Origin of the sequence: Roseburia sp. TF10-5 (assembly GCF_003462365.1) — a bacterium.
In the GTDB taxonomy this organism is placed as follows: domain Bacteria; phylum Bacillota; class Clostridia; order Lachnospirales; family Lachnospiraceae; genus Roseburia; species Roseburia faecis.
Map to the genome: position 1 here is coordinate 20,105 of NZ_QTYW01000019.1, position 20,091 is coordinate 40,195.

Sequence of the window (20,091 nt, forward strand, 5' to 3'; positions counted from 1 at the left end):
TTTACAATACACTCAAAATAAGGAAAAGCCTATGAACAACAAAAGTAACTTCCGGCGCGGTTCCGTCGAATTGTTAATTTTGCATCTGCTTAGCCAGCAGGACTATTATGGTTATGAAATATCAACCCTGATCCGGGAACAGACCGATGGATACCTGAATATTCCAGTTGGTTCTTTGTATCCCGCCCTCTACAAATTAATAGATGCCGGATATATTTCAGACTACAAAAAACAGGTTGGACGCCGTCAGGTGAATGTTTATTATCACCTGGAAGACAGTGGCCGCACGCATCTTCAACAACTTTTGGAGGATTATTACGCGACTGCCAATGCGATCCAACAGGTATTGAAATATACGGTTACACCGGAGGAAGAAGGGGGAGACAATGACCAAGGATAAAATTACGGATAAATATATAAAGGCTGTGCAGAAGCAGTTTAAACACTACCATACCACAGACGCAAGATTTATTTCTAATTTGAAAGACGCTGTCATTTCTTATGCAGCGCAACAGGATTCTCTCGATTATGAACAGCTTGTTTCACAATTTGGAGATCCACAGGAACTGGTAAACGATTATTTTTCGGAGCAATCAATTGATAAGCAAAAGAAAAATGTGTGTTTTACATGGAATATAAAAACGATCTGTATCATCATTACCGTTTTCGTTTTGATATTCTCAGCCATATATATCTATAACATAAATGTACAACACAAAAAGGAATTAGATACTTTTATACAAAAAGAAGTAACTATATTAAAGGAGGACCCTCAATGATAAAATCAGGTAAATTTATTTCTGCTTTATTACTTTCTTCCGCACTTATATGTGCCGCAATACCCAGTCAGTCTCTTCAGGCTCAAACCGTTACAGTTACAAAAGAAGCCATTTCCGATGATCTCTACTGTGTGACAGAACTTGTTGAAACGTCAGGTTCTGGAATTCAGCCTTTTTCAGCTACCCAGACCAAAAGTGGAAGTAAAACACAACGTTATGTAAATTCTTCCGGCACTACTTTATGGTATGTGACGGTACATGCTTCTTTTACCTATAACGGAAGCACTTCTTCCTGCACAAGCGCTGATGTTACCGCAGAAAGTAATTCTTCAGCATGGAAAGTTACCAATAAATCGAGTTGGAAATCCGGAAATACCGGATATGCTTCTGCAACAGGCTCACATATCCTTTCCAATTCCGAAATCACTTCAACTACGCGTACTGTTTCCATTTCCTGTACCAAAAACGGAACTTTACAGTAAAAAGAAAACCGTGATGCATCCTGATATGCACCACGGTTTTTCATACCTGTAAATATTATAAATATCCGGCATATATACCCCCGGCTCTTATTTCACATCCCCGAGACAATAGAATCATGGCTCCATGCATATTCTACCGATAAATATACCTTTTCCCCTTTATATTCATAAAATTTTTGTTCTTTTCCATCCAGAAACAATCTGTCATAGTCTGTATCAGCTGCACCGCTTGAACCTCTGATAATTCCCATATCACTGATTCCCTCAATTGCACGGGCCGTAAAAGCATGCGCATACACTTTCTTATTTGACGCATCAAAAATTCTGCAGTCATTATAATCCGGACTGTTTTTTATATAAACAGCTAATTCATATTCTCCATCATTATCCCAGTCTGCCACCAGAAATTCTGCCCACCGAGGCCGATAACCTTCTTTTGTCAATGTTTTTATAAAAGAATTCTTATCATATTCTTTTCCTTTTTCCACATCAAAGAATGTTTGATTATCTGAAAAAATTTTCTGTATCTTCTGCGGAAGTTTTTCCAGATCCTTTTGTGTAGAATGAACCTGTTTCCAATCCTCTTCCTGTGTTTCCGTAGATAAGACAGCTGTTTCTGTATTATTTTTCTGTTCTTGATCTGCAGGAGCTTTGCAACCCGCAAATAATAAACAGACCGTTATAATAATTACCGGTAATATTTTCTTTAACATTATTTATCCCTTCAAATACTCTAACTATCCATTGTTATTAAATATGCAATTTTATTTTCTGCATCATATACACAAAAGGAAACATTCGTGTACATTTTTGTTCCTGGATTCCGATCAACAAGTTTCCAATAACCATCTTCAATTGTTGGAAGTTCAATATAAGTAGAAACACTTGTCAAAAAATCCCCAGCCTTTTTCGAAAACGGCAAACTCTCCCACTTCGCAAATTCCTCGGCAGCATCCTCATCCAGAGTTATCTTATAAAGAGCCATTCCCTCATATGGAAAACCTCCATAATCATTAAACTCTTCTTTAAGTTCAATATCTTTTTCCTCAATATCTATATCAAAATCTTTAATAAATTGCGATTTTGTATCATCTTTTTGAGTACACCCAACAAATCCTATCAGGCTAAAAATTATTATAAAAATCAGAAAAAACTTTTTCATATCTGTTTCCTATACAATATAGCTTATGTTACCTTATATCCTACCACAGCTATTATCTTTCAATCTTCTTTCCTTCATTCTGTAAATCTTCAACCGCTATTTTTATATTTTTCTCTAACTCACGGCTTTGTTTATATTTTTCGACGTAATAACCATTTGCCGCTGCATTTACATTGTTAATTTCATTAACAAATATGGTTTCCAACTGTACCAAATCAATTTCCTGCTTTGGTACATAAGATAAAATATCTAATACCCTATATTTTCCCATTCATCCTCCATAAAATCATCATTGCCCGTTGTGTTTTCACATTAGCATATTTGATTGTATATATCAACTATGTTTTATTTTTCTATACATTGTTTTATCACTTTCTCCTGACAACCAAAAACCGTGATGCATCCTGATATGTACCACGGTTTCTCTACATAATTATCTAAAATTTTTAATCACACAGGAATGTTTCTTTGTTTTGGTGCTATAATTGATTCCAACCAGAAGAACCTCCCCATCATATCCCAATTTTTTCACCAACTGCGTATAATTCTTTTCTTTGATCTGTGTAATCGCTTTTTCTGCAGATTTGTCCCATTTCAACTCGATCAGTAATGCAGGTTTATCGTTGCCTTCAACAAATGATCTGACAGCTGAATTGCTTTCACCAGTTCCTGACGTCTGCCGTTTTTGATTGCACGAATAAACTCTTCCCTGATTTCTTCGTTTGGAATATACACCTCTTTATTGTCTGCATCATATCCCAGATATCCCAGATGCACCAGTAAAGTAAGTACATCATCCCGGCTTTTCATGGAAGTCATGTCATTCTGAAACGACCCGATATCGACCCGGCAACGCTTTCCTCCAAGCATATCGACCAGACATTCCTTCAGACCATCAAAATTTAAATCTATATAAATTCGCAGTGATTCATAAGTTTCTGTCTGTGTCCAGTAATTACTGTATTTTCCGCAAAAAACTGCCTTTATCACCGAATTTGGATTATACACATGCCCGATCTCATCAAAATAATACCCATCGTACCATCTGCGCATTTCCTCATAATCCATGTGATGACCGGTACACAGCTTTTTTACCTCATCCTCTGTAAAACCAACATAGGGTGCCAGCGGTCCCGGCTCAAGCATCGTAAATTCGGTAAAATCGGTAAGGGCCGACTGCGTTCCATATTTTTTGATCGGTAAAATTCCCGTCATATAAGCTCCACACAAAAAACGGGAAACCTGAATTCCCTTGAACAATGCGCGCAACAACTGAATATATGTCTTTTGCAGTTCTGTATTTTCCGGCGCTTCACGGAACAACGCATCCCACTCGTCAATAATAATCAAAAATTTATGCCCGGTTTTTACACTGATTGTAAGTAATATTTCCGGCAAAGATACGACTTCCTCTGTCACACAATCCGGAAAGGCTTCCCGTAATTCCTTTCCAATGTCACGCTGCAGATTCAAAATTGTATCCTCTATATTCTGTGCATTGGAAATAAACCACGCCATATCCCAAAACAGGACGTCACAATTATTACGATATTTATTGTACCACTCTTTCTCTTTCTCTTTTGTCTCATCCGGTGGATTTGCTACACGCAAATGTGCAAACAGATCCCTCGCATCTGCTCCCTTAGAATAAAAAGCGGAAAGCATCTGTGCAGCATAAGATTTTCCAAATCTTCGTGGTCTGCTTGAACACAGCATATTTCTGGAAGAGTTTAATACCGCATTCATATAGGTAATCAATCCGGTTTTATCCACATAATCTCCGGTTTTCATAATGGATGCAAATCCATCCGCAGATGGATTCAGATAAATTCCCATACCACGCACTCCTTCCTAATATCCGTAAATATCATAAATCTCCGGCATATATACCCCCGGCTCTTTGTATACAATGAGTGGTTTTTCCACCGTCAGACGGGATTTGCCGCCCCGCAGCCCCTCTATCAGCACCATATTCGGCTCCTTATCCACAAACGGATAGACCAGCCGCATGCGCTTCGGCTCGATATGATATGCCACCATCTTACTGAAAATTTCCGCAAGGCGGAAGGGCCGGTGTACCATGTAAAAACGTCCACCCTGCTTTAACATCTTTGCACTCTCACGCAGGATATCATCCAGATCGCAGAGAACCTCATGCCTTGCAATCGTCTTGGCACTGGCATCATTCTGGATTCCATGCTGCCCGATCATATACGGCGGATTCGTTGTGATTACTTCAAACGATCCGGCTCCGAAACGCGCAGAAGCCTCCTTGATATCTCCGGTCACAATCGTAATCTTCTCTTCCAGATGATTGTAGGCGACGCTTCGCGCCGCCATATCTGCACTCTCCGGCTGAATTTCCAGCCCGGTAAAATGTTCCCCTTTGGTCTTTGCCTCCAGCAGGATTGGTATGATCCCGGTTCCGGTACCCAGATCCAGTGCCCGTTCCCCGGGCTTTACTTTCGCAAAGCCGGACAGCAGCACTGCATCCATGCCAAAACAGAACCGTCCCGGATCCTGAATGATCCAGTAGCCGTTTCTATGAAGTTCATCCAGTCGTTCATGACTGTGGATTGTCACCCCGTTTTTGTTCTCCACGTTCGTTGTTTCCACCCTGATAATTCTTTCTGTCGTAGTTTCGATGCCGCCGGAAATTCCGCTCTCCGCGGTATTCGCGTTTTTCTCCGCCCCCGCCACTGTTTTCACGGTCTGCATTCTCGCCGCGGTCACGATTGTAGTTTCTGCCACGGTAATTGCTGCGTTCCCGGTACTCGCGTTTCTCACCGTTGTCATTCCGGTCGCGGTATTCGCGCTTTTTGCCGCGATAGTTACTGCGGTCACGATACTCGCGTTTCTCGCCGCTATCGTTTTTCTCACGATTCTCACGGCTTTCGCTTCCGACATCCGTCTCCGGTGACGCATCGTTTTGCTCTCTGCGGTATTTGCCACGGTTGTTTTCCCTGCGGTTCTCCCGCTGCGGACGTTCGTTTTCTTCCTCCGTGCTTCCGTTATCCTCAAGCCCTTCCAGCTCTTTCATTTCCTCATCCGTTACACGGACATCCCTGCGGCGGCGCGGTGTAAACTTCAGGTCATCTACCGCATATTCCTGCAGTTCTTTTTCTTCTCCGTTATCCACAACAACCTTAACCAGCTGACGCAGTACATTAACACCGGACACTTCTCCATGCATTCCGGTCGGTGTGATTACCGAATCTCCCACCGACGGCAGACGGCTGTTTAAGTATTCGTATGTTTCCTGCTCGTTCTTCAGACAACACATGAGTCTGCCGCATACACCCGAAATTTTTGTCGGATTTAAAGACAGATTCTGTTCCTTTGCCATCTTGATGGATACCGGTACAAAATCGGTCAGATAGGATCTGCAGCACAATTCCCTCCCACAGATTCCGATACCGCCAAGCATCTTTGTCTCATCGCGCACACCAATCTGCCGCAATTCGATACGGGTGCGGAACACCGAAGCCAGATCCTTGACCAGCTCACGGAAATCAATTCGTCCGTCTGCCGTAAAGTAGAACAAAAGCTTATTGTTGTCAAATGTATATTCCGCTGCAACCAGTTTCATATCCAGCCCGTGCTTTGCAATTTTTTCCTTGCAGATCACGTAGGCTTCCGCTTCTTTTTCTTTATTTTTTTCTATAACTTTTTCGTCATCGTCTGTCGCAATACGGATCACCGGTTTCAAAGGCTGGACAACCTTATCGTCATCCACCTCTTTGGGTGGGATCAACACTGTTCCCATCTCTACGCCGCGCGCCGTCTCCACGATGACGTGCATCGCCGTCTCCAGATCATAATCCAGCGGGTCAAAATAATAAATCTTTCCCGCACGCTGAAAACGGATTCCTACCACTTTTATCATATTAATTCTCCTTAATTGTCAGTAACAGCAGCTCAATCACAAGATCGAAATTTACATTTGCCGAAATCCGGACTTTCGCTGTCTCAAGTGCACGGATGATCGTCTCAATTCCCTGATACGACCGCTTTGCTGCCTGTTTTTTTATGTCATAAACCTCATCCTTAAAAATGAGTCCATTTACATCATTGGTTGCTTTCATGTAAAGTACATCGCGGAACCAGATCATCATGAGGTCAAAATAATCATTGACCGTCAGCTTATACTCTGCAATCTGCTTTACTGCTGCTGTCATTTCATACAGATCAATATCTTCCAGACGCTTCATCAGCTGCAGCACCGATGCTTTCAGTTCCCCAAATTCTTCGGAAGATGCCAGCTGAATGGCTTTCCCTACATTTCCCTGGGAAAATGCGGCACAGACATCTGCCTGGTAATCCGGAATGTGATACGTTTTCATCAGGTAAGATTTGATCACATCTTCTTTTACCACTTTGAGATTCAGTGTAATGCAGCGCGATAAAATCGTTGGCAGAAAACTGTCCGCATTTGTGGTCAGAAGCAGGATGACAGCATATGCCGGCGGTTCCTCGATTGTTTTCAGCAATGCATTCTGTGCCTGCTGGTTCATTTTTTCCGCCTCATCCACAATATACACTTTGTAGCGGCTGCTGTATGGTTTTATCACAATATCGTTATTGATCTGGGTACGGATATCGTCCACCCCGATGGTATTCGGCTTTTCGTGGGATACATAGATGATATCGGGCTGATTATGATCCACCGCCTGTTTGCAGGAGCGGCATAAAAGGCATGGTCTTGTCCCTTCTCCCTCACATTGCAGTGCCATGGCAAAAGCCTCTGCAAGCATCATTTTTCCGGAAAGCTTTGGTCCGTTAAAAATATATGCATGACTGACTTTGTCGAGGGCAATTGCATTCTTCAAATGCCCGATGATCTGTTCATGTCCAATGATGTCTGAAAATCCTGCCATAGCCATCCCCTCCTTGTATCTGTCTAGGTCAAAATATCAAGCAAAAGTCCTTTAATTTCCCCAATACGGTCCAGAATCGAAATATGATCCTTTTCGTCTGCCACCAGTTCGCCTGCCAATTCATCCAGATTCTTATCGATCAGGCGGATAATGCCATATACCCGGTGGCGTCCCCTGCGGTCAAGAAAATTTTCCCTTGAAAACCGGTGGGAACGGTAAACTACTTCATTCAGAAAGTCTTTTATCAGTCCACGGTACTTTTTCATATCCCGGATGTCCATGTGCTCCGCAAGACGGTTTCCCTGCGCCGTAATATCACTGAGCAGTTCATCCACTTTTGCCTGCAGATCCGCATCTGTGATCGCACTTGCAAGTGTAAACTTGAACGAGCCATCGCCTTCTACTGTTTTTGTGGCCTCCGGTACCTGATTGACCGCGGATATATCGTTTACTTTTATCGCCATATAGAAATCCTCTTATCCTGTTTCTCCATCCCGGACATATCCCGCCGGATATATTCCGTGATCTCCCGGATGGTTCCTTCCATATCCTTATTTATAAACCGTCGTGTGATGCCTGCCTCTGTCAGTTTTTCCTCGGAAAAATCGGCTGCATCCGCAAGAAATCTCCGGCACATTTCCTCATACTGCGGAGTTTTCTGCTGCCGCTCCCTGGCAATCGCCCGAAGCAGCCGCTCGCCATCCTCCACTTCTATATAAATCGGCACTACCTGTGAGCTTCCAAAGTATCTTTGTATTTTCTGATACCCTTCCAGTGTCACAATATACAGATAACTGTGCGCCGACAGGTCAATTCTTCCATCATCTACCGTAAAATATTTCCAGATCCCATAGACCGTGTGATATGCCCGCAGCTCGATCACCTTGCCTGCGCTTTCCAGCTGCTGTACATGTGCCTCATCCGTAAACACATATTCCCTGCCATCCGTCTCTCCCTCTCGGCGAGGCCGGGTGGTATACGGTACAATGCGTAAAAGTGCAGGATTCCCCTGCTGCATAATCCGGCTGTAGATACTGTCTTTTCCGGAAGAACTCTTTCCCATGACACAATAAATTTTGCCCATTGATCTCTTTCCTCTAGTATAATATATTTGCCGTCATTTCACAACGTTTATACACGTCAAATCCGGCAGTCCCTCTACCTCCAGGCCCAGCCGGATACAATGCCGGATCGTTTCTACGGTCTGCACGTCAATCGCTTCGCCAGGCACAAGAACCGGAATTCCGGGCGGATACAGATACACATAATCCCCGCTCACCGCTCCTGCGGCTTCCTCCAGCCGGACCGTTTTTTGTTCTGCGTCCAGTGCCTGATCTATCGTCATGACGGTTTTTTGTTCCCGGTAAATCTCCCGCGGTGAAATCTCGCTGGTCTCTTCCTTCTTATGAACCGTTCCGTCAATACATTCCAGTGCGTCCGAAAGCCGCGCAAACCCTTCGTCCGTATCCATAATGGAAGTCATGGCAACCACATAGTTTCCGCTTGCCATCTCCATCTGCAGACCATATTCCTGCAGCAATATCTCCTGAAGAGCCTGTCCGCTCATGCTGTTTCCGGTCAGAATCAGAAGTTTTCCCGGATCAAACGAGAACGCCTCCTGTTTTGAAAAATCGGAGGGCTGTAATACCTGCAGTGTTTTCAGATTTTTGGTCTTATCCCGAAACTCTGCAAGCCTTCTGCTGTATGCAGCAAACAGCATTTCCCGATCTTTTTCTATAATCTGCAGACTTTTTTCAATCCCCGCCATCAGAAGGTACGACGGAGAACTTGTCTCATAAATTCCCAGAAACTGTGCGACCTTTTTCTCCGCGATCCGGTCGGAACACAGATGCAGCAATGCGGTCTGTGTAAATGCGGGAAGTGTTTTGTGTACACTCATAATCACGGCATCCGCACCAAGCCTTGTGGCATTTTCCGGAAACTCCGGGGAAAACCCGAAATGCGCTCCATGCGCTTCATCCACGATCAGCGGAATCCCATATGCATGCACGGTATCCGCAATGTTTTTGATATCCGATACGACCCCGTCGTATGTCGGGGAAGTAATGACAACGGCCCGGATATCCGGTGTCTGTTCCAGCTGCTTTCGCACCATCTGTGGTGTTACCTGCCCCTGGATGCCGTAGGCGGTATCTTCCGGATAGAGATAAACAGGAACCAGCTGCCGCAGATACATCGCGTGATATACCGCTTTGTGACAGTTTCTCGCCATAAGGATTTTTTCGCCCCGTGGGACTGCTGCACTGATCGCCGCAAGAAGTCCGCAGGTGCTTCCGTTTACCAGATAATACGTTTTTTTTGCACCATACAGATCTGCCGCTTTCTGCTGCGCCTCCTGCAGGATTCCGGTTGCATGGTGAAGATTGTCAAATCCCTCAATTTCCGTAATGTCAATGGCATAGGGATTGGCAAAAGGCAGGAATGCCCGTTTATGCCCTGGCATATGAAACGGATAGATGTCCGATTGTTCCAGTTCATTTAGTTTTTGTTCCAGCATATTTCCTCCACTATCCTAAGAACCGGCCAAGTTCCGGCATCCAGTCATCAAAAAAGATCTCATTGCGGCAAAGACTCTCCCAGATCGGGGACACAAACACCAGAATCAGATCGATTGCGTCTTCCCAGGGGACCTCTGCCAGCCCATGGTTGCGCAGATACTTTTCCCAGCGCTTGCGCATATATGTGTAAGCCCGGTATCCGTCCAGCTGCTTTAATCTCTGCTCTTTTCGCATCTTCGGAGATGCAGCGGTAAGCACCGTCAGTTCCTCCAGCACATAACGCCCGCTGAGCGGCTGTGTCCGGAGCAGCCGGTATGCATCATAATAACTTCCCATGCTGCCGATCAGTTCCAGCTTGTCCATGATCGCAAACAGATCATAACTCAGTTCACTCTCCGGCGAATACACCAGATAGGAAATTGTTCTGCCTCCGCCCACTGCAATCAGTTCTTCTTCCCTGGTTCCCGGAATCTGGCTGACCGCACCAAAACTGTAGATCTCAATATTCAGCGGAACTTTCATATCAAAATACCCGGCGGTCATGCTAAGCCGGATTCCGCCGCTCAATGCCGTCACCGTACCTTCCCAACGGATTTTCTGTGCATTTTCTTTTGCAAACAGTGTTGTTTTGATATGTTCGCCCATGGCGATGGATAATCGCTGGCCGGGCTGCAGTTTGTCCGGCGTGAGTTCTTCCTCACTTCCCTTATAAAAAAAGCGGATGCGCTTCTTGGCGCGCTGCCGGTATGCCTCTTCCCCCAGAAGCGGCAGGCTCATCAGCCATAAAAATTCGCGGTATGCAGACGTACTGACACGCAGCATCAGATCTTCCACCGCATATCCCCACAGGAGATCCGCAAATGGAATGGAGAGCATTTCGCTTCTCTTTTTCAGTTCTGTTGCCTCACATACACCGACTTTCATTACAGCCACACTCCGATCAGACTCTGTACCTTTCCTGTTACTTTTCGCGCTCTGGCATATTCCATCAGCATGGAAATGTCTTTATCATTGTCCCGGATATAGGACTGGACCGCCTCCCGGAAAATCGCCCGGTCAAGCTTTGCCTCATATTTCAGGCAGTCACAGATCATCCGTTCCTTATCATAAATCTGAAACATCAGTCCATTCTGCTCAATCGTTGTGGAACCAAGTTCCAAAGCTTCCGGCTCTGTATAGTATGGGATTACTTTCGGATAATCCATCTTAAACCGCGACTTGGATGTATTTTTATCCACCGCTAAGTGCCATCCGTAAGGCTTTTCCCGGATATATCCATACGCATAGAGCGCACTTTCCATGCACAGACGCGCATCCGGAAACAGCCGTGCGATCAGTTCTTCCTCGGAAAAGCGGTCGATCCGGTCGGTATAATAACCGTTTTTTATCCGCACCAGTGTCCCGGTTTCCACAAATTCCAGAATCTTGCGGTAATCCACATCAAGTGCCGCAAATTCTTCCTTTTTAACGATGCCGCCTTTTTCATTAATGAAAGCGCGCAGTTTTTCCAATGTTTCTTCTGATGATTTACTCTTTTTTGTATTTGTCGACATTTTCCGCTCCATAAAAATTAACGTGGTATTTCACTTCGTATTCTACCTTTTCCTGTGGAATTCGTCAAGAAAATAGTATATAGTAAAGATAATCTGAAACTGTAACAAAGGAGATCCCATTTTGAATCAGAAAAACCAGCTGCGCAAAAATCCTTCCCGCGAGACATGCGAAAGCATCATTCGCCGGATTCTCATGACCGAACTTACCCAAAACGGAAAAAACCGGCACTTTCGAAAAGCTGCCGATTTTATGAGTTATTTTGAATCTCTGTATCCGACATCGGATGCCCTGACCAAACAGGTGCAGCGCGCCGTCCAGTCTTTGCATATGCCGAAGGATGCCGATGGATTTTTTATTGTGGACAAGACAGCTGCACAGGTGGAACAGGAACAATGCCTTGGGAAATTATTTGCAGATGCAAATGTCTCCCTCCATCCAATGGAACAGGTAGAGACCGTTTTCCTGTCCGTACCCTCCCATATGCAGGAACTTCTGCTGCATACATTCGAACAGAGTGATCTCTTTGCCGGGCAGATTCTTACCATCGTTCGCGCCTGTAATGGTCTGTTAATTTACACCGAAGACAAAAAACAGCTGCTTTCATTATTAAATCGTCTGATAAATCAGCAGTAATTTTGCAATGTCGTTTATGCTTTAATTTTATAGTTTAATGCCTTTAATTTGTCTTTATTTCGGTTTATCGTCTTTATTTTTGTCTTTTTGTACATTTCTGTCCTTTATAGGTTAATGTAAAGCATGCCGGATGATCCACTGTTCCTCCGCGGATAACCGGAACAAATCCATGATTCTGCAATCCAGCCGTTTCTGGCAAGTCTCTGCTGCCTCTTTTCCCATTCCACAAATCAGCGGCTCGGTCATCGCTATAATTTCATTCTGTATCGCTTTCCCAACACGCGGAATCGGAATATGCTCCATATGCGCCCGCAATACTTTTATGGAATGGAATTCCTTCTGATAAACAAACTGAGAAACACTGGAATTTAAAATTGCCAGAATATATTTGATCTGCATTCCCTCGATCTTTGGGATCACAATGTTGCAGCTATTCAAAGAAAGCATCTGCCGGTCATCATAAGCCACCACCAGCTGATTGCTGATAAAACGGTACAACAGTTTTTCCGGTGCCCGGTATATCTCCAGAGGTGCAACCTGCTGAAACTGTTCCGGTTCAAACCGCAGATACTGTTTTGCCGGATTTATGTGGTATTTGCAAATATCTGTACCTTTCAGTACCATCTCCGAATGTTCCGTTTTCTCTGTGGAGAGAAACTTTTTGTTGTTTCCGGTAACAATGCCAAGTGCAAAATCTGCATGATTGGCCAGATAACAGACGGGAATGGAATTTTTTATTTTCTCCAGCACACGATACTCTTCATCTGTCATCCGAAAACTGAAATTTTCCGGCACTACCGTCCGCTCCATTGCTATGATAAATGTACGTGTCCGGTCTTCTATCATCATACCTGCCGTTGACAAAGGCTTTCCGGTCGCAATAAGCTGCAACAGGATGCAGGGACACTGTACCCCGTCAAACATATCTCCCAGAAACGTAAGGGATTTTACAGAACTTCCCTGAAGCAGAATTGTGCGGATGCGCATATGTGCCTTTACATTTAAGACCGCTTCCGGCAGCACAAACGCCAGCGTTCCATCCGGAACAAGAATCTCCAGAGCCCGTTCGATAAAAACATCATAGGACTCGGTATTTCTTCCGGAAGCCGTGGCATATCTGGTCTTTAACACTGCTTTGTCTTCATTGGAAAAAGCATAGCCCCACGGCGGATTTCCAATGATGGTATCAAATCCTGTTCTGTCATATTCTGTGAGAAAATTCTTCTCTGTAATATGTTCGCAGATCTCCTCAACATCCGCGTCCGGATATTTCAGAGCCATATTGAGTCGTGCGATACGGATACTCACCGCATCGGTATCCGTGCCATAAATATCTGCCAGATCCACACTTTCCGGAAGCTGAAGTAAAAAATTTCCGGTACCGCAACACGGATCTAACACTTTTCCTATATGTTCGATATCCAGATGAGAAATCAGCTTTTTTACAACTTTTGTGGGTGTATAATACGAACCGCGCGCTTTCCGGCTGCTCATATTTTTACAGGAAAGATATATAAGTCCCAGAATGTCTTCTCCCGGCTCCCAGATGTATTCATGTGCAAAAAATGCTGGATATTTCTGACAGAAATCCATTGCCCTTTGTCTGTCACCAATCAATGCATCCAGTAAGATGTCATATTTCCCTATAGAAATTTTTCCCTGCAGATATTGGAAAAACAATGGTTTCTGCCCGAATAACTGCAACGCACAGTCTGCCACAAAATAGGATATCACATCAGAGGTCAGCAGAATTTGTTCCCGTGTTATCTCGGAGAGCAGTTTCTGCAAAACGGTAAGGTTCTTGCAGTTTTGGGAAACATAAGAACGATATAACGCATTTCCGGAAACATATTTTTTATTTCTGCGGCTTTTTAATGCCACATTTTTTCCTGACCGGATTTCATTTTCTATGATTGCAATATGCTTTTCATCAAAATAGGGCATCCCGTTTTTTATATATTGGGGAGTTATCTTTCCTAGTTTTACCCAGTTACGGCCGGTAGCAGCCGATATGGATAACTGCCCACATAACTCTTTTAACGATTTGTCATGCAATTTCAAATTCTCCTGGTTACCTGCTTTTTAAAAACGCCCGGCAGTCGGAAGCTGCCGGGCATTTTCTGTATTTGTCGACATTTTCCGCTCTGTAAAAATCAACGTGGTATTTTACTTCATATTTTACATTTCCCAGTAATATTAGTCAAGAAAATAGTATATCCTATAAAATCTGCGCACCGTTTTACCAAAAAAGGAAGCCGATTTTAAACAGGCTTCCTTTTCGTATTCGTGAATCGCTTTTATTTTGTAATTGCATTTACAAATCTTTTTGTAATTTCCCGTGGTCTTGTGATTGCGGTACCAATCACTGCCGCATATGCACCACACGCAAATGCTTTCTGTAACTGCTGCGACTCCCAGATTCCACCCTCTGCAACCAGCGGAATTGTCAAATCCTGTGCCAGCTTTTCTAACATTGGAAAGCACGGAATTTCTGTACCTTTGGTATCCGGCGTATAACCACAAAGTGTGGTTCCAACAATGTCAAACCCAAGTTTCTGTGCACGCATGCCATCTTCATAAGACGCACAATCTGCCATAAAGATCATATCCGGGTACTTTTTACGCACTTCCGGGAAAAATGTTTCTATGGTGCTTCCATCCGGCCGTTTTCGGTTTGTTGCATCCAATGCAATGATATCTGGTGCAGCTGTCATGATGGCATCAATTTCTTTCATGGTTGGTGTAATATAAATTTCCGAATTATCATAGTCTACTTTATATAAACCGATCACCGGAAGATCCACTTCCTTTTTAATTGCAATAATGTCTTCCGGTGTATTTGCGCGAATTCCAACGGCACCGCCTTCTTTTGCTGCAAATGCCATCCTCGCCATAATTTTTGAACTGTAAAGAGGCTCGGTCTCCAATGCCTGACAGGAGACGATCAAACCGCCTTTTATTTTATCAAATACATTCATCTCTTATTTCCTCCTTTTTGCAAATTCTGACAACCAGATAGGATTTGTCCATGCCGTGTGCCCATGTTCATCTATACATTCTGCACGAATATATGTTTCTTTTCCTGTTAACGGATAAAATGCTTCTGTCAGAGGGACTCCATGTTCCGCCAACCGGGTCACACCCAAAGCTACTGGTCCGCCAACAATCATATTGATGCGTTCTACTGCACTGCAATTAACGACAAACTGGTTATTTTCCACCTTCCAGTCATATATTTCCGGTCCTGAAGAAGAATAATATTCCCCATTCAAAATCGCCCCTTTCTGAAAGTGCAATCCGGGCATCTCCCCATCCACGGAAACTACTTTCAACAATCACACGCTCTTTCCTGCTGTATGCAATAATATACGGCTCCTACCATACCTGCCTCATTCTTCAATGCAGCTGCACAGATTTCAAGATCTTTTGCAAAATTTGGCATCACATGTTTCATCACATATGATCTGACAGGAGCAATAAAAAGATCTTCCTGTGCAGAAACTCCTCCGCCAATTAATATCTGCTCTGGATTAAACATATGCACAAATCCAACAAGCGCTGAAGCAATCACCTCTATCCATTCCTGCAGGATTTTCTGCACCACCACATTTCCTGTCGCTGCCTGTGCAAAAATCCATCGCCCATCAACTGGTGTATCTGCTGCCCCTGCAATCGCACCTTCCTGTATTGCCCAACGGACTTTTCGTACCAGTGCTGAAGTCGATCCATAATGCTCAAGACATCCCCGATTTCCGCAAGTGCACATTTCCCCTTCATACTGCACCGGAATATGTCCAAGTTCACCCGCAAATCCACTTGCTCCGAGCAAAATCTTTCCATTCATGAGAATGCCGCCACCTACACCTGTTCCAATCGTGACAACGACAACATCTTTTTTGCCCTTTGCAGCACCAATCCACGCTTCCCCAAGAGCCGCTGCATTCGCATCATTAAGCACTTCTGTCGGAATATGGAATTCCTCCTCCATCACCTGTCGAATCGGGCTGTTGATCCAGTTTTTAATATGTCCTGCGGTTCCTTCGACCACTCCTTTTTTTGTAGAGATTGCTCCCGTTGCTGACACCCCGATTCCTGCATATTCAGAAGCATTCTCACGATATTTTTCCAAAAAATTATGGCAGCTCTTCACTACCGTCTGCAAAATAGGTGTTTCATATCCATCAAAATTTACGGCATAAGTTTCTGTTGCATGAATCGTGCCATCTTCATCTACACTTCCAATCTTTACTGCCGTTCCTCCAATATCAATTCCAATATACTTTTTTTTATTCATCTTTATCCTCCGTGTGTTCCCCTTTTGCACGAATAGCAGACAGGGTTGCCTTATATTTTTGTGTTTTAAAGTAAGAATCATTTGCAAAATAATAAGAGTATAAAACATCCATAATTGCTAAAATCGAAAATTGCGGTGAAATTTTTGTTCCTGTATCCAGATTTTTTAATGCTGCTACCTGAATTACTTCCTGCGATTCCTTTGCAACGGATGACCCGGAAACTGCTGTTATGCATATAATACTTGCACCTCTGCTTTTGGCGATCCGAATACTTTCTAACACTTCTGCCGTCTCCCCACTTAACGTAATGGCAATCACAAGTGTTTCCTCCCCCGCCAGTGCTGCACCTATCTTCATCATATGGGAATCTGTAACTGCATTAACATCCATCCCGATACGCATGAAACGCAGCTGGAATTCTTCCGCTGCATAACCGGAATTTCCGATTCCAAAAATCAGTACACGTTTACTGATGTTAAGCATTCCCGCCACCCGCCGGACCTGCTCCTCATCAAGAATCCGAAAATTTTCCTGTAACAGTTTCTGGTACGAATTTTGTACGCGACGCGCAAATAATCCGACATCCTTTTCTGTTCCCTCGCTTTTTTGTTCAAATTTTAAGTCTCTTTCATAAGAAAAAATAAATTCCCGATATCCTTTGTATCCGCACTTCTGGGAAAACCTTGACAAAGTAGCCTCAGATACATACAGCACACGGGATATATTTTTAGAAGAAAAATCCATATCATCTTTATTACCAATAAAAAAATCTGCCACACTGCGTTCAACCGCTGTCATTTTTTTATAGGATGCTTCTATTGTCTGTTTTGTCTCATTTTGAAATGAGATCATATAATCATCGTTCATCTGTTCTCCACATCATCATCTGTTCCATATATCTTTCCACATATAACGCAATTTCCTGCTGCGTCCTGGCACCCGGATGCCCATCTGTTCCCATGCCATTGACCGGATTCTGCAACGGAAGCTTCAGAAACTCTGTGCCACATCGCTGCGCGGTTTCCTGTACTTTTTCACATAATGTCTGTTCCATCAGACCATAAAGCAGAAGCATTTTCGCATCAGCAAAAACCTTCTTCAGCTGCTGTATAAAATCCGTATATTTTTCTACAAACGCACGCTCGCGGGAAGGAATCTGCCTCACATAACTTGCATCATTCGTCCCCAGATTACACACGATCAGATCTGGAACTTCGTTTTGTATATAGGGAAAAATTTCGGGAAGAATGTTTTTCGTATAAGGTGTATCCTGCTCCGGGGCAATCCAGCGGGATAATACCCCATTCCCACTATATGCAACAATCCTGCTGTCTGCATGAAGCATCTCTGCTGCCTGATATGCATAAGTTTTAGTCACATCTTCATCCGCTGTCCGGAATGCACTAATCCCATTTATTCCATCCACTCCATATCCAGCGGTAAGCGAATCTCCTATGAAAAGCAAATGGCGGGATGGAATTGCATCTCTTGTAACCGGGGCATCCGTAATAAGATTTGTGATCCACACATTGCCATATTGTTCTTCCGTCAGTTTCACCAATCGGATCCTGACGGTTCTTTGTTTGTAATTCCCAATATTCTCACTTGTTCCCACCATACCATTTTCTCCACTTATGCCTGCCTTTTTTATTTTACATGCAATTATAGCGAATCTACCTATAAAATACAATCTTTAGTCATAATTTCTGAAAGTAGTTTCCGCAACAGTTCCTATACTTCCTTATATTTGTGTTTTCACTCCATTTTTTGATAGTTCTTTCCGTTTTCTTCAAAGATATAGCTTTTTTGGGTTTTTAATTCTATAATTATTCTCAAATAAACGAGAACCATAACAAGGAGGACATTTATGAGAATCTACAAAACAAAAAATTATGATGAAATGAGCCGCAAGGCAGCAAATATTATCTCCGCACAGATGATTTTGAAACCAGAATCAGTACTTGGTCTCGCCACAGGTTCCTCGCCAATTGGAACTTATAAACAGCTCATCAATTGGTATAAAAAAGGGGATCTGGATTTCTCGCAGATCCACAGCATCAATCTGGATGAATACAAAGGACTTGACGCATCCAATTCGGAAAGCTACGCTTATTTCATGCGTCACAATCTTTTTGATCATGTAAATATCAAACCGGAAAATACCTATATTCCAAATGGTATGGAAGAAGATGTTGATAAAGAATGTACCCGTTACAATTCGATTATCCACCAGCTTGGCGGCATTGATTTACAACTTCTTGGTATTGGTAACAATGGACATATTGGCTTTAATGAACCATCCGATACATTTGCAAAAGAAACCCACTGTGTAGAACTGACAAAAACAACCATTCAGGCAAATGCCCGTTTTTTTGATTCCATTGATGAAGTTCCTACTCACGCATATACGACCGGAATCAAAAATATTATGGAGGCAAAACATATCCTGTTAATCGCAAATGGAGAAGGAAAAGCAGATGCCCTGTATCAGTCCCTGTTTGGTCCAATTACTCCCCAGGTGCCCGCATCCATACTGCAGCTGCACGATGATGTTTCCATTGTTGCCGATGAAGCTGCACTATCACGTATCATTGAAAAAAATCTTATTTAATATTTATTGCTTTTGTAAAGGAGTTCCTTATGATTATAAAAAACGGACTTGTCTGGGAAGAAAGCGGATCTTTCCTGACAAAAGATTTGCATATTGATAGCGATACCCATCGCATCGCAATGGATTCTGCTGATACGACAGATGACACCATTATTGATGCATCCGGTTTGTATGTAATTCCAGGACTTGTCGATATCCATATTCACGGTGCTATGGGATGTGATTTCAGTGACGGCAGCGCGGAAGGACTTTTAAAAATTGCAAAATATCTTCGTTCCTGCGGCGTAACAGCTTTTTGTCCAACCTCCATGACTTTACCGGAAAACCAGTTGCTGACAGCCTTTGCATCGACGCGCGAAATTCCAGATGACAATAGCCATGCTTTTATCGCAGGAATCCACATGGAAGGACCATTTCTCTCTCCTGAAAAAAAAGGTGCACAAAAAGCAAGCTATCTTCGCGCACCGGATATCGATATGTTCCGACGTCTTTCCCAGGCATGCGATAACAAAATCCGCATCATTACGATTGCACCGGAACTTTCAGGCGCGGATGCTTTTATCCGGGAATTTCATTCCCAGCTGACCATCTCCCTCGGTCATTCCACGGCATCCTATGAAATTGCCCAAAACGCTTTCGCTGCGGGAGCCAGTCATGTCACGCATTTATTTAATGCCATGCCACCATTGCATCACCGGAATCCAGGTATTATCGGTGCAGCCACTGACTGCCCACATGCCATGGCCGAAATAATTTGTGACGGCATACATATCCACCCATCTGTTATCCGGAATACCTTTCGTATGTTTGGCGAAGACCGCATGATATTGATCAGTGATGCCATGCGTGCCACAGGTATGGACGATGGAACATATGAACTCGGAGGACAACCTGTAACGAAAAAGGGACGGCTCGCCACCTTAAAAGACGGAACTATTGCCGGTTCAGCAACAAACCTTTTTGACTGTATGAAAAATGCAGTAAATTTTGGCATTCCACTTGCTGTCGCTGTCAAAGCTGCCACCTACAATCCGGCAAAAAGTATCGGGTTAGAACATACCATCGGCACTCTTGCGCCTGGTGCAAGAGCTGATGTCCTTCTCCTTGATTCCGATCTGAACATTGTTCGTATCATATAAACCCCTGTTGTAAAAACGCCCGGCAAGTAGGAACCTGCCG

At 43.6% G+C, this 20,091-nt stretch carries 23 protein-coding genes and 1 pseudogene; 6 read left to right on the forward strand and 18 right to left on the reverse strand.

Going from position 1 to position 20,091, the window contains the following annotated elements; translation table 11 throughout:
• Positions 1-31: 31 nt before the first annotated feature.
• The 3 genes from DXD06_RS14055 to DXD06_RS14065 are packed head-to-tail and all read left to right on the forward strand — an operon-like array spanning position 32 to position 1,261.
• Complete coding sequence (locus DXD06_RS14055; RefSeq protein ID WP_117832629.1) at positions 32-400, forward strand: PadR family transcriptional regulator; 369 nt, start codon at positions 32-34, stop codon at positions 398-400.
• Positions 387-779 (forward strand): DUF6120 family protein, encoded by a 393-nt coding sequence (locus DXD06_RS14060; RefSeq protein WP_117832630.1) that lies wholly within the window; start codon positions 387-389, stop codon positions 777-779. Before DXD06_RS14055 ends, DXD06_RS14060 begins: the two co-directional genes overlap by 14 nt.
• On the forward strand, positions 776-1,261 hold the full coding sequence (locus DXD06_RS14065) for a hypothetical protein (RefSeq protein ID WP_117832632.1): 486 nt from the start codon (positions 776-778) through the stop codon (positions 1,259-1,261). The genes DXD06_RS14060 and DXD06_RS14065 overlap by 4 nt, the downstream gene beginning before the upstream one ends.
• A 92-nt stretch (positions 1,262-1,353) precedes the next feature.
• Here DXD06_RS14065 and DXD06_RS14070 read toward each other — a convergent pair whose 3' ends face one another.
• From DXD06_RS14070 to DXD06_RS14125, 12 genes and pseudogenes are all read right to left on the reverse strand, one after another.
• A complete protein-coding gene (locus tag DXD06_RS14070) occupies positions 1,354-1,974 on the reverse strand; it encodes a hypothetical protein (RefSeq protein ID WP_117832634.1) in 621 nt (206 codons plus the stop codon).
• 20 nt (positions 1,975-1,994) lie between these two features.
• Entirely contained in the window at positions 1,995-2,423 is a 429-nt protein-coding gene (locus DXD06_RS14075; protein ID WP_055262634.1) for a hypothetical protein, read from the reverse strand.
• Between the two features lie 52 nt (positions 2,424-2,475).
• On the reverse strand, positions 2,476-2,694 hold the full coding sequence (locus DXD06_RS14080) for a hypothetical protein (RefSeq protein WP_117832636.1): 219 nt from the start codon (positions 2,692-2,694) through the stop codon (positions 2,476-2,478).
• A gap of 332 nt (positions 2,695-3,026) precedes the next feature.
• Entirely contained in the window at positions 3,027-4,259 is a 1,233-nt protein-coding gene (locus DXD06_RS14085) for an AAA family ATPase (RefSeq protein ID WP_243001114.1), read from the reverse strand.
• Between the two features lie 15 nt (positions 4,260-4,274).
• Entirely contained in the window at positions 4,275-5,024 is a 750-nt protein-coding gene (locus DXD06_RS14090; RefSeq protein WP_199535232.1) for a tRNA1(Val) (adenine(37)-N6)-methyltransferase, read from the reverse strand.
• A gap of 415 nt (positions 5,025-5,439) precedes the next feature.
• Positions 5,440-6,309, reverse strand: a pseudogene (locus DXD06_RS17735) (PSP1 domain-containing protein); the annotation flags it as partial.
• Between the two features lies 1 nt (position 6,310).
• Positions 6,311-7,300 carry a DNA polymerase III subunit gene (locus DXD06_RS14100; protein WP_055066735.1) on the reverse strand — a complete coding sequence of 330 codons (990 nt, stop codon included), beginning with the start codon at positions 7,298-7,300 and terminating at the stop codon, positions 6,311-6,313.
• 23 nt (positions 7,301-7,323) lie between these two features.
• Positions 7,324-7,764, reverse strand: a complete 441-nt coding sequence (locus DXD06_RS14105; RefSeq protein WP_055066734.1) for a YaaR family protein — start codon at positions 7,762-7,764, stop codon at positions 7,324-7,326.
• Positions 7,755-8,384: a guanylate kinase gene (locus tag DXD06_RS14110; RefSeq protein ID WP_055066733.1), complete on the reverse strand. Its 630-nt coding sequence runs from the start codon at positions 8,382-8,384 to the stop codon at positions 7,755-7,757. The genes DXD06_RS14105 and DXD06_RS14110 overlap by 10 nt, the downstream gene beginning before the upstream one ends.
• A 33-nt stretch (positions 8,385-8,417) precedes the next feature.
• On the reverse strand, positions 8,418-9,818 hold the full coding sequence (locus DXD06_RS14115; protein ID WP_199535230.1) for an aminotransferase class I/II-fold pyridoxal phosphate-dependent enzyme: 1,401 nt from the start codon (positions 9,816-9,818) through the stop codon (positions 8,418-8,420).
• 10 nt (positions 9,819-9,828) lie between these two features.
• A complete protein-coding gene (locus DXD06_RS14120; protein WP_117832642.1) occupies positions 9,829-10,743 on the reverse strand; it encodes a hypothetical protein in 915 nt (304 codons plus the stop codon).
• Entirely contained in the window at positions 10,743-11,372 is a 630-nt protein-coding gene (locus DXD06_RS14125; protein ID WP_243001116.1) for a type IV toxin-antitoxin system AbiEi family antitoxin domain-containing protein, read from the reverse strand. Before DXD06_RS14125 ends, DXD06_RS14120 begins: the two co-directional genes overlap by 1 nt.
• Positions 11,373-11,493: 121 nt before the next feature.
• Between DXD06_RS14125 and DXD06_RS14130 the strand changes: the two genes are divergently transcribed.
• Positions 11,494-12,006, forward strand: a complete 513-nt coding sequence (locus DXD06_RS14130; protein WP_117832645.1) for a hypothetical protein — start codon at positions 11,494-11,496, stop codon at positions 12,004-12,006.
• A gap of 111 nt (positions 12,007-12,117) precedes the next feature.
• Here DXD06_RS14130 and DXD06_RS14135 read toward each other — a convergent pair whose 3' ends face one another.
• From DXD06_RS14135 to DXD06_RS14160, 6 genes are all read right to left on the reverse strand, one after another.
• On the reverse strand, positions 12,118-14,061 hold the full coding sequence (locus DXD06_RS14135) for a TaqI-like C-terminal specificity domain-containing protein (protein ID WP_147343639.1): 1,944 nt from the start codon (positions 14,059-14,061) through the stop codon (positions 12,118-12,120).
• 242 nt (positions 14,062-14,303) lie between these two features.
• Entirely contained in the window at positions 14,304-14,984 is a 681-nt protein-coding gene (locus tag DXD06_RS14140; RefSeq protein ID WP_117832648.1) for an N-acetylmannosamine-6-phosphate 2-epimerase, read from the reverse strand.
• Positions 14,985-14,987: 3 nt separating this feature from the next.
• Entirely contained in the window at positions 14,988-15,341 is a 354-nt protein-coding gene (locus DXD06_RS14145) for a hypothetical protein (RefSeq protein WP_117832650.1), read from the reverse strand.
• On the reverse strand, positions 15,335-16,300 hold the full coding sequence (locus DXD06_RS14150; protein WP_117832652.1) for an ROK family protein: 966 nt from the start codon (positions 16,298-16,300) through the stop codon (positions 15,335-15,337). The genes DXD06_RS14145 and DXD06_RS14150 overlap by 7 nt, the downstream gene beginning before the upstream one ends.
• A complete protein-coding gene (locus DXD06_RS14155; RefSeq protein ID WP_055262617.1) occupies positions 16,293-17,168 on the reverse strand; it encodes a MurR/RpiR family transcriptional regulator in 876 nt (291 codons plus the stop codon). Before DXD06_RS14155 ends, DXD06_RS14150 begins: the two co-directional genes overlap by 8 nt.
• Positions 17,158-17,919: an SGNH/GDSL hydrolase family protein gene (locus DXD06_RS14160; RefSeq protein ID WP_117832654.1), complete on the reverse strand. Its 762-nt coding sequence runs from the start codon at positions 17,917-17,919 to the stop codon at positions 17,158-17,160. Before DXD06_RS14160 ends, DXD06_RS14155 begins: the two co-directional genes overlap by 11 nt.
• A gap of 249 nt (positions 17,920-18,168) precedes the next feature.
• Here DXD06_RS14160 and nagB point away from each other — a divergent pair, with 249 nt between their 5' ends.
• Together nagB and nagA are read left to right on the forward strand one after the other, a co-directional pair.
• Positions 18,169-18,912, forward strand: a complete 744-nt coding sequence (gene nagB, locus DXD06_RS14165; RefSeq protein WP_055262615.1) for a glucosamine-6-phosphate deaminase — start codon at positions 18,169-18,171, stop codon at positions 18,910-18,912.
• 29 nt (positions 18,913-18,941) lie between these two features.
• Entirely contained in the window at positions 18,942-20,051 is a 1,110-nt protein-coding gene (gene nagA, locus DXD06_RS14170; protein WP_117832656.1) for an N-acetylglucosamine-6-phosphate deacetylase, read from the forward strand.
• Positions 20,052-20,091: the final 40 nt, after the last annotated feature.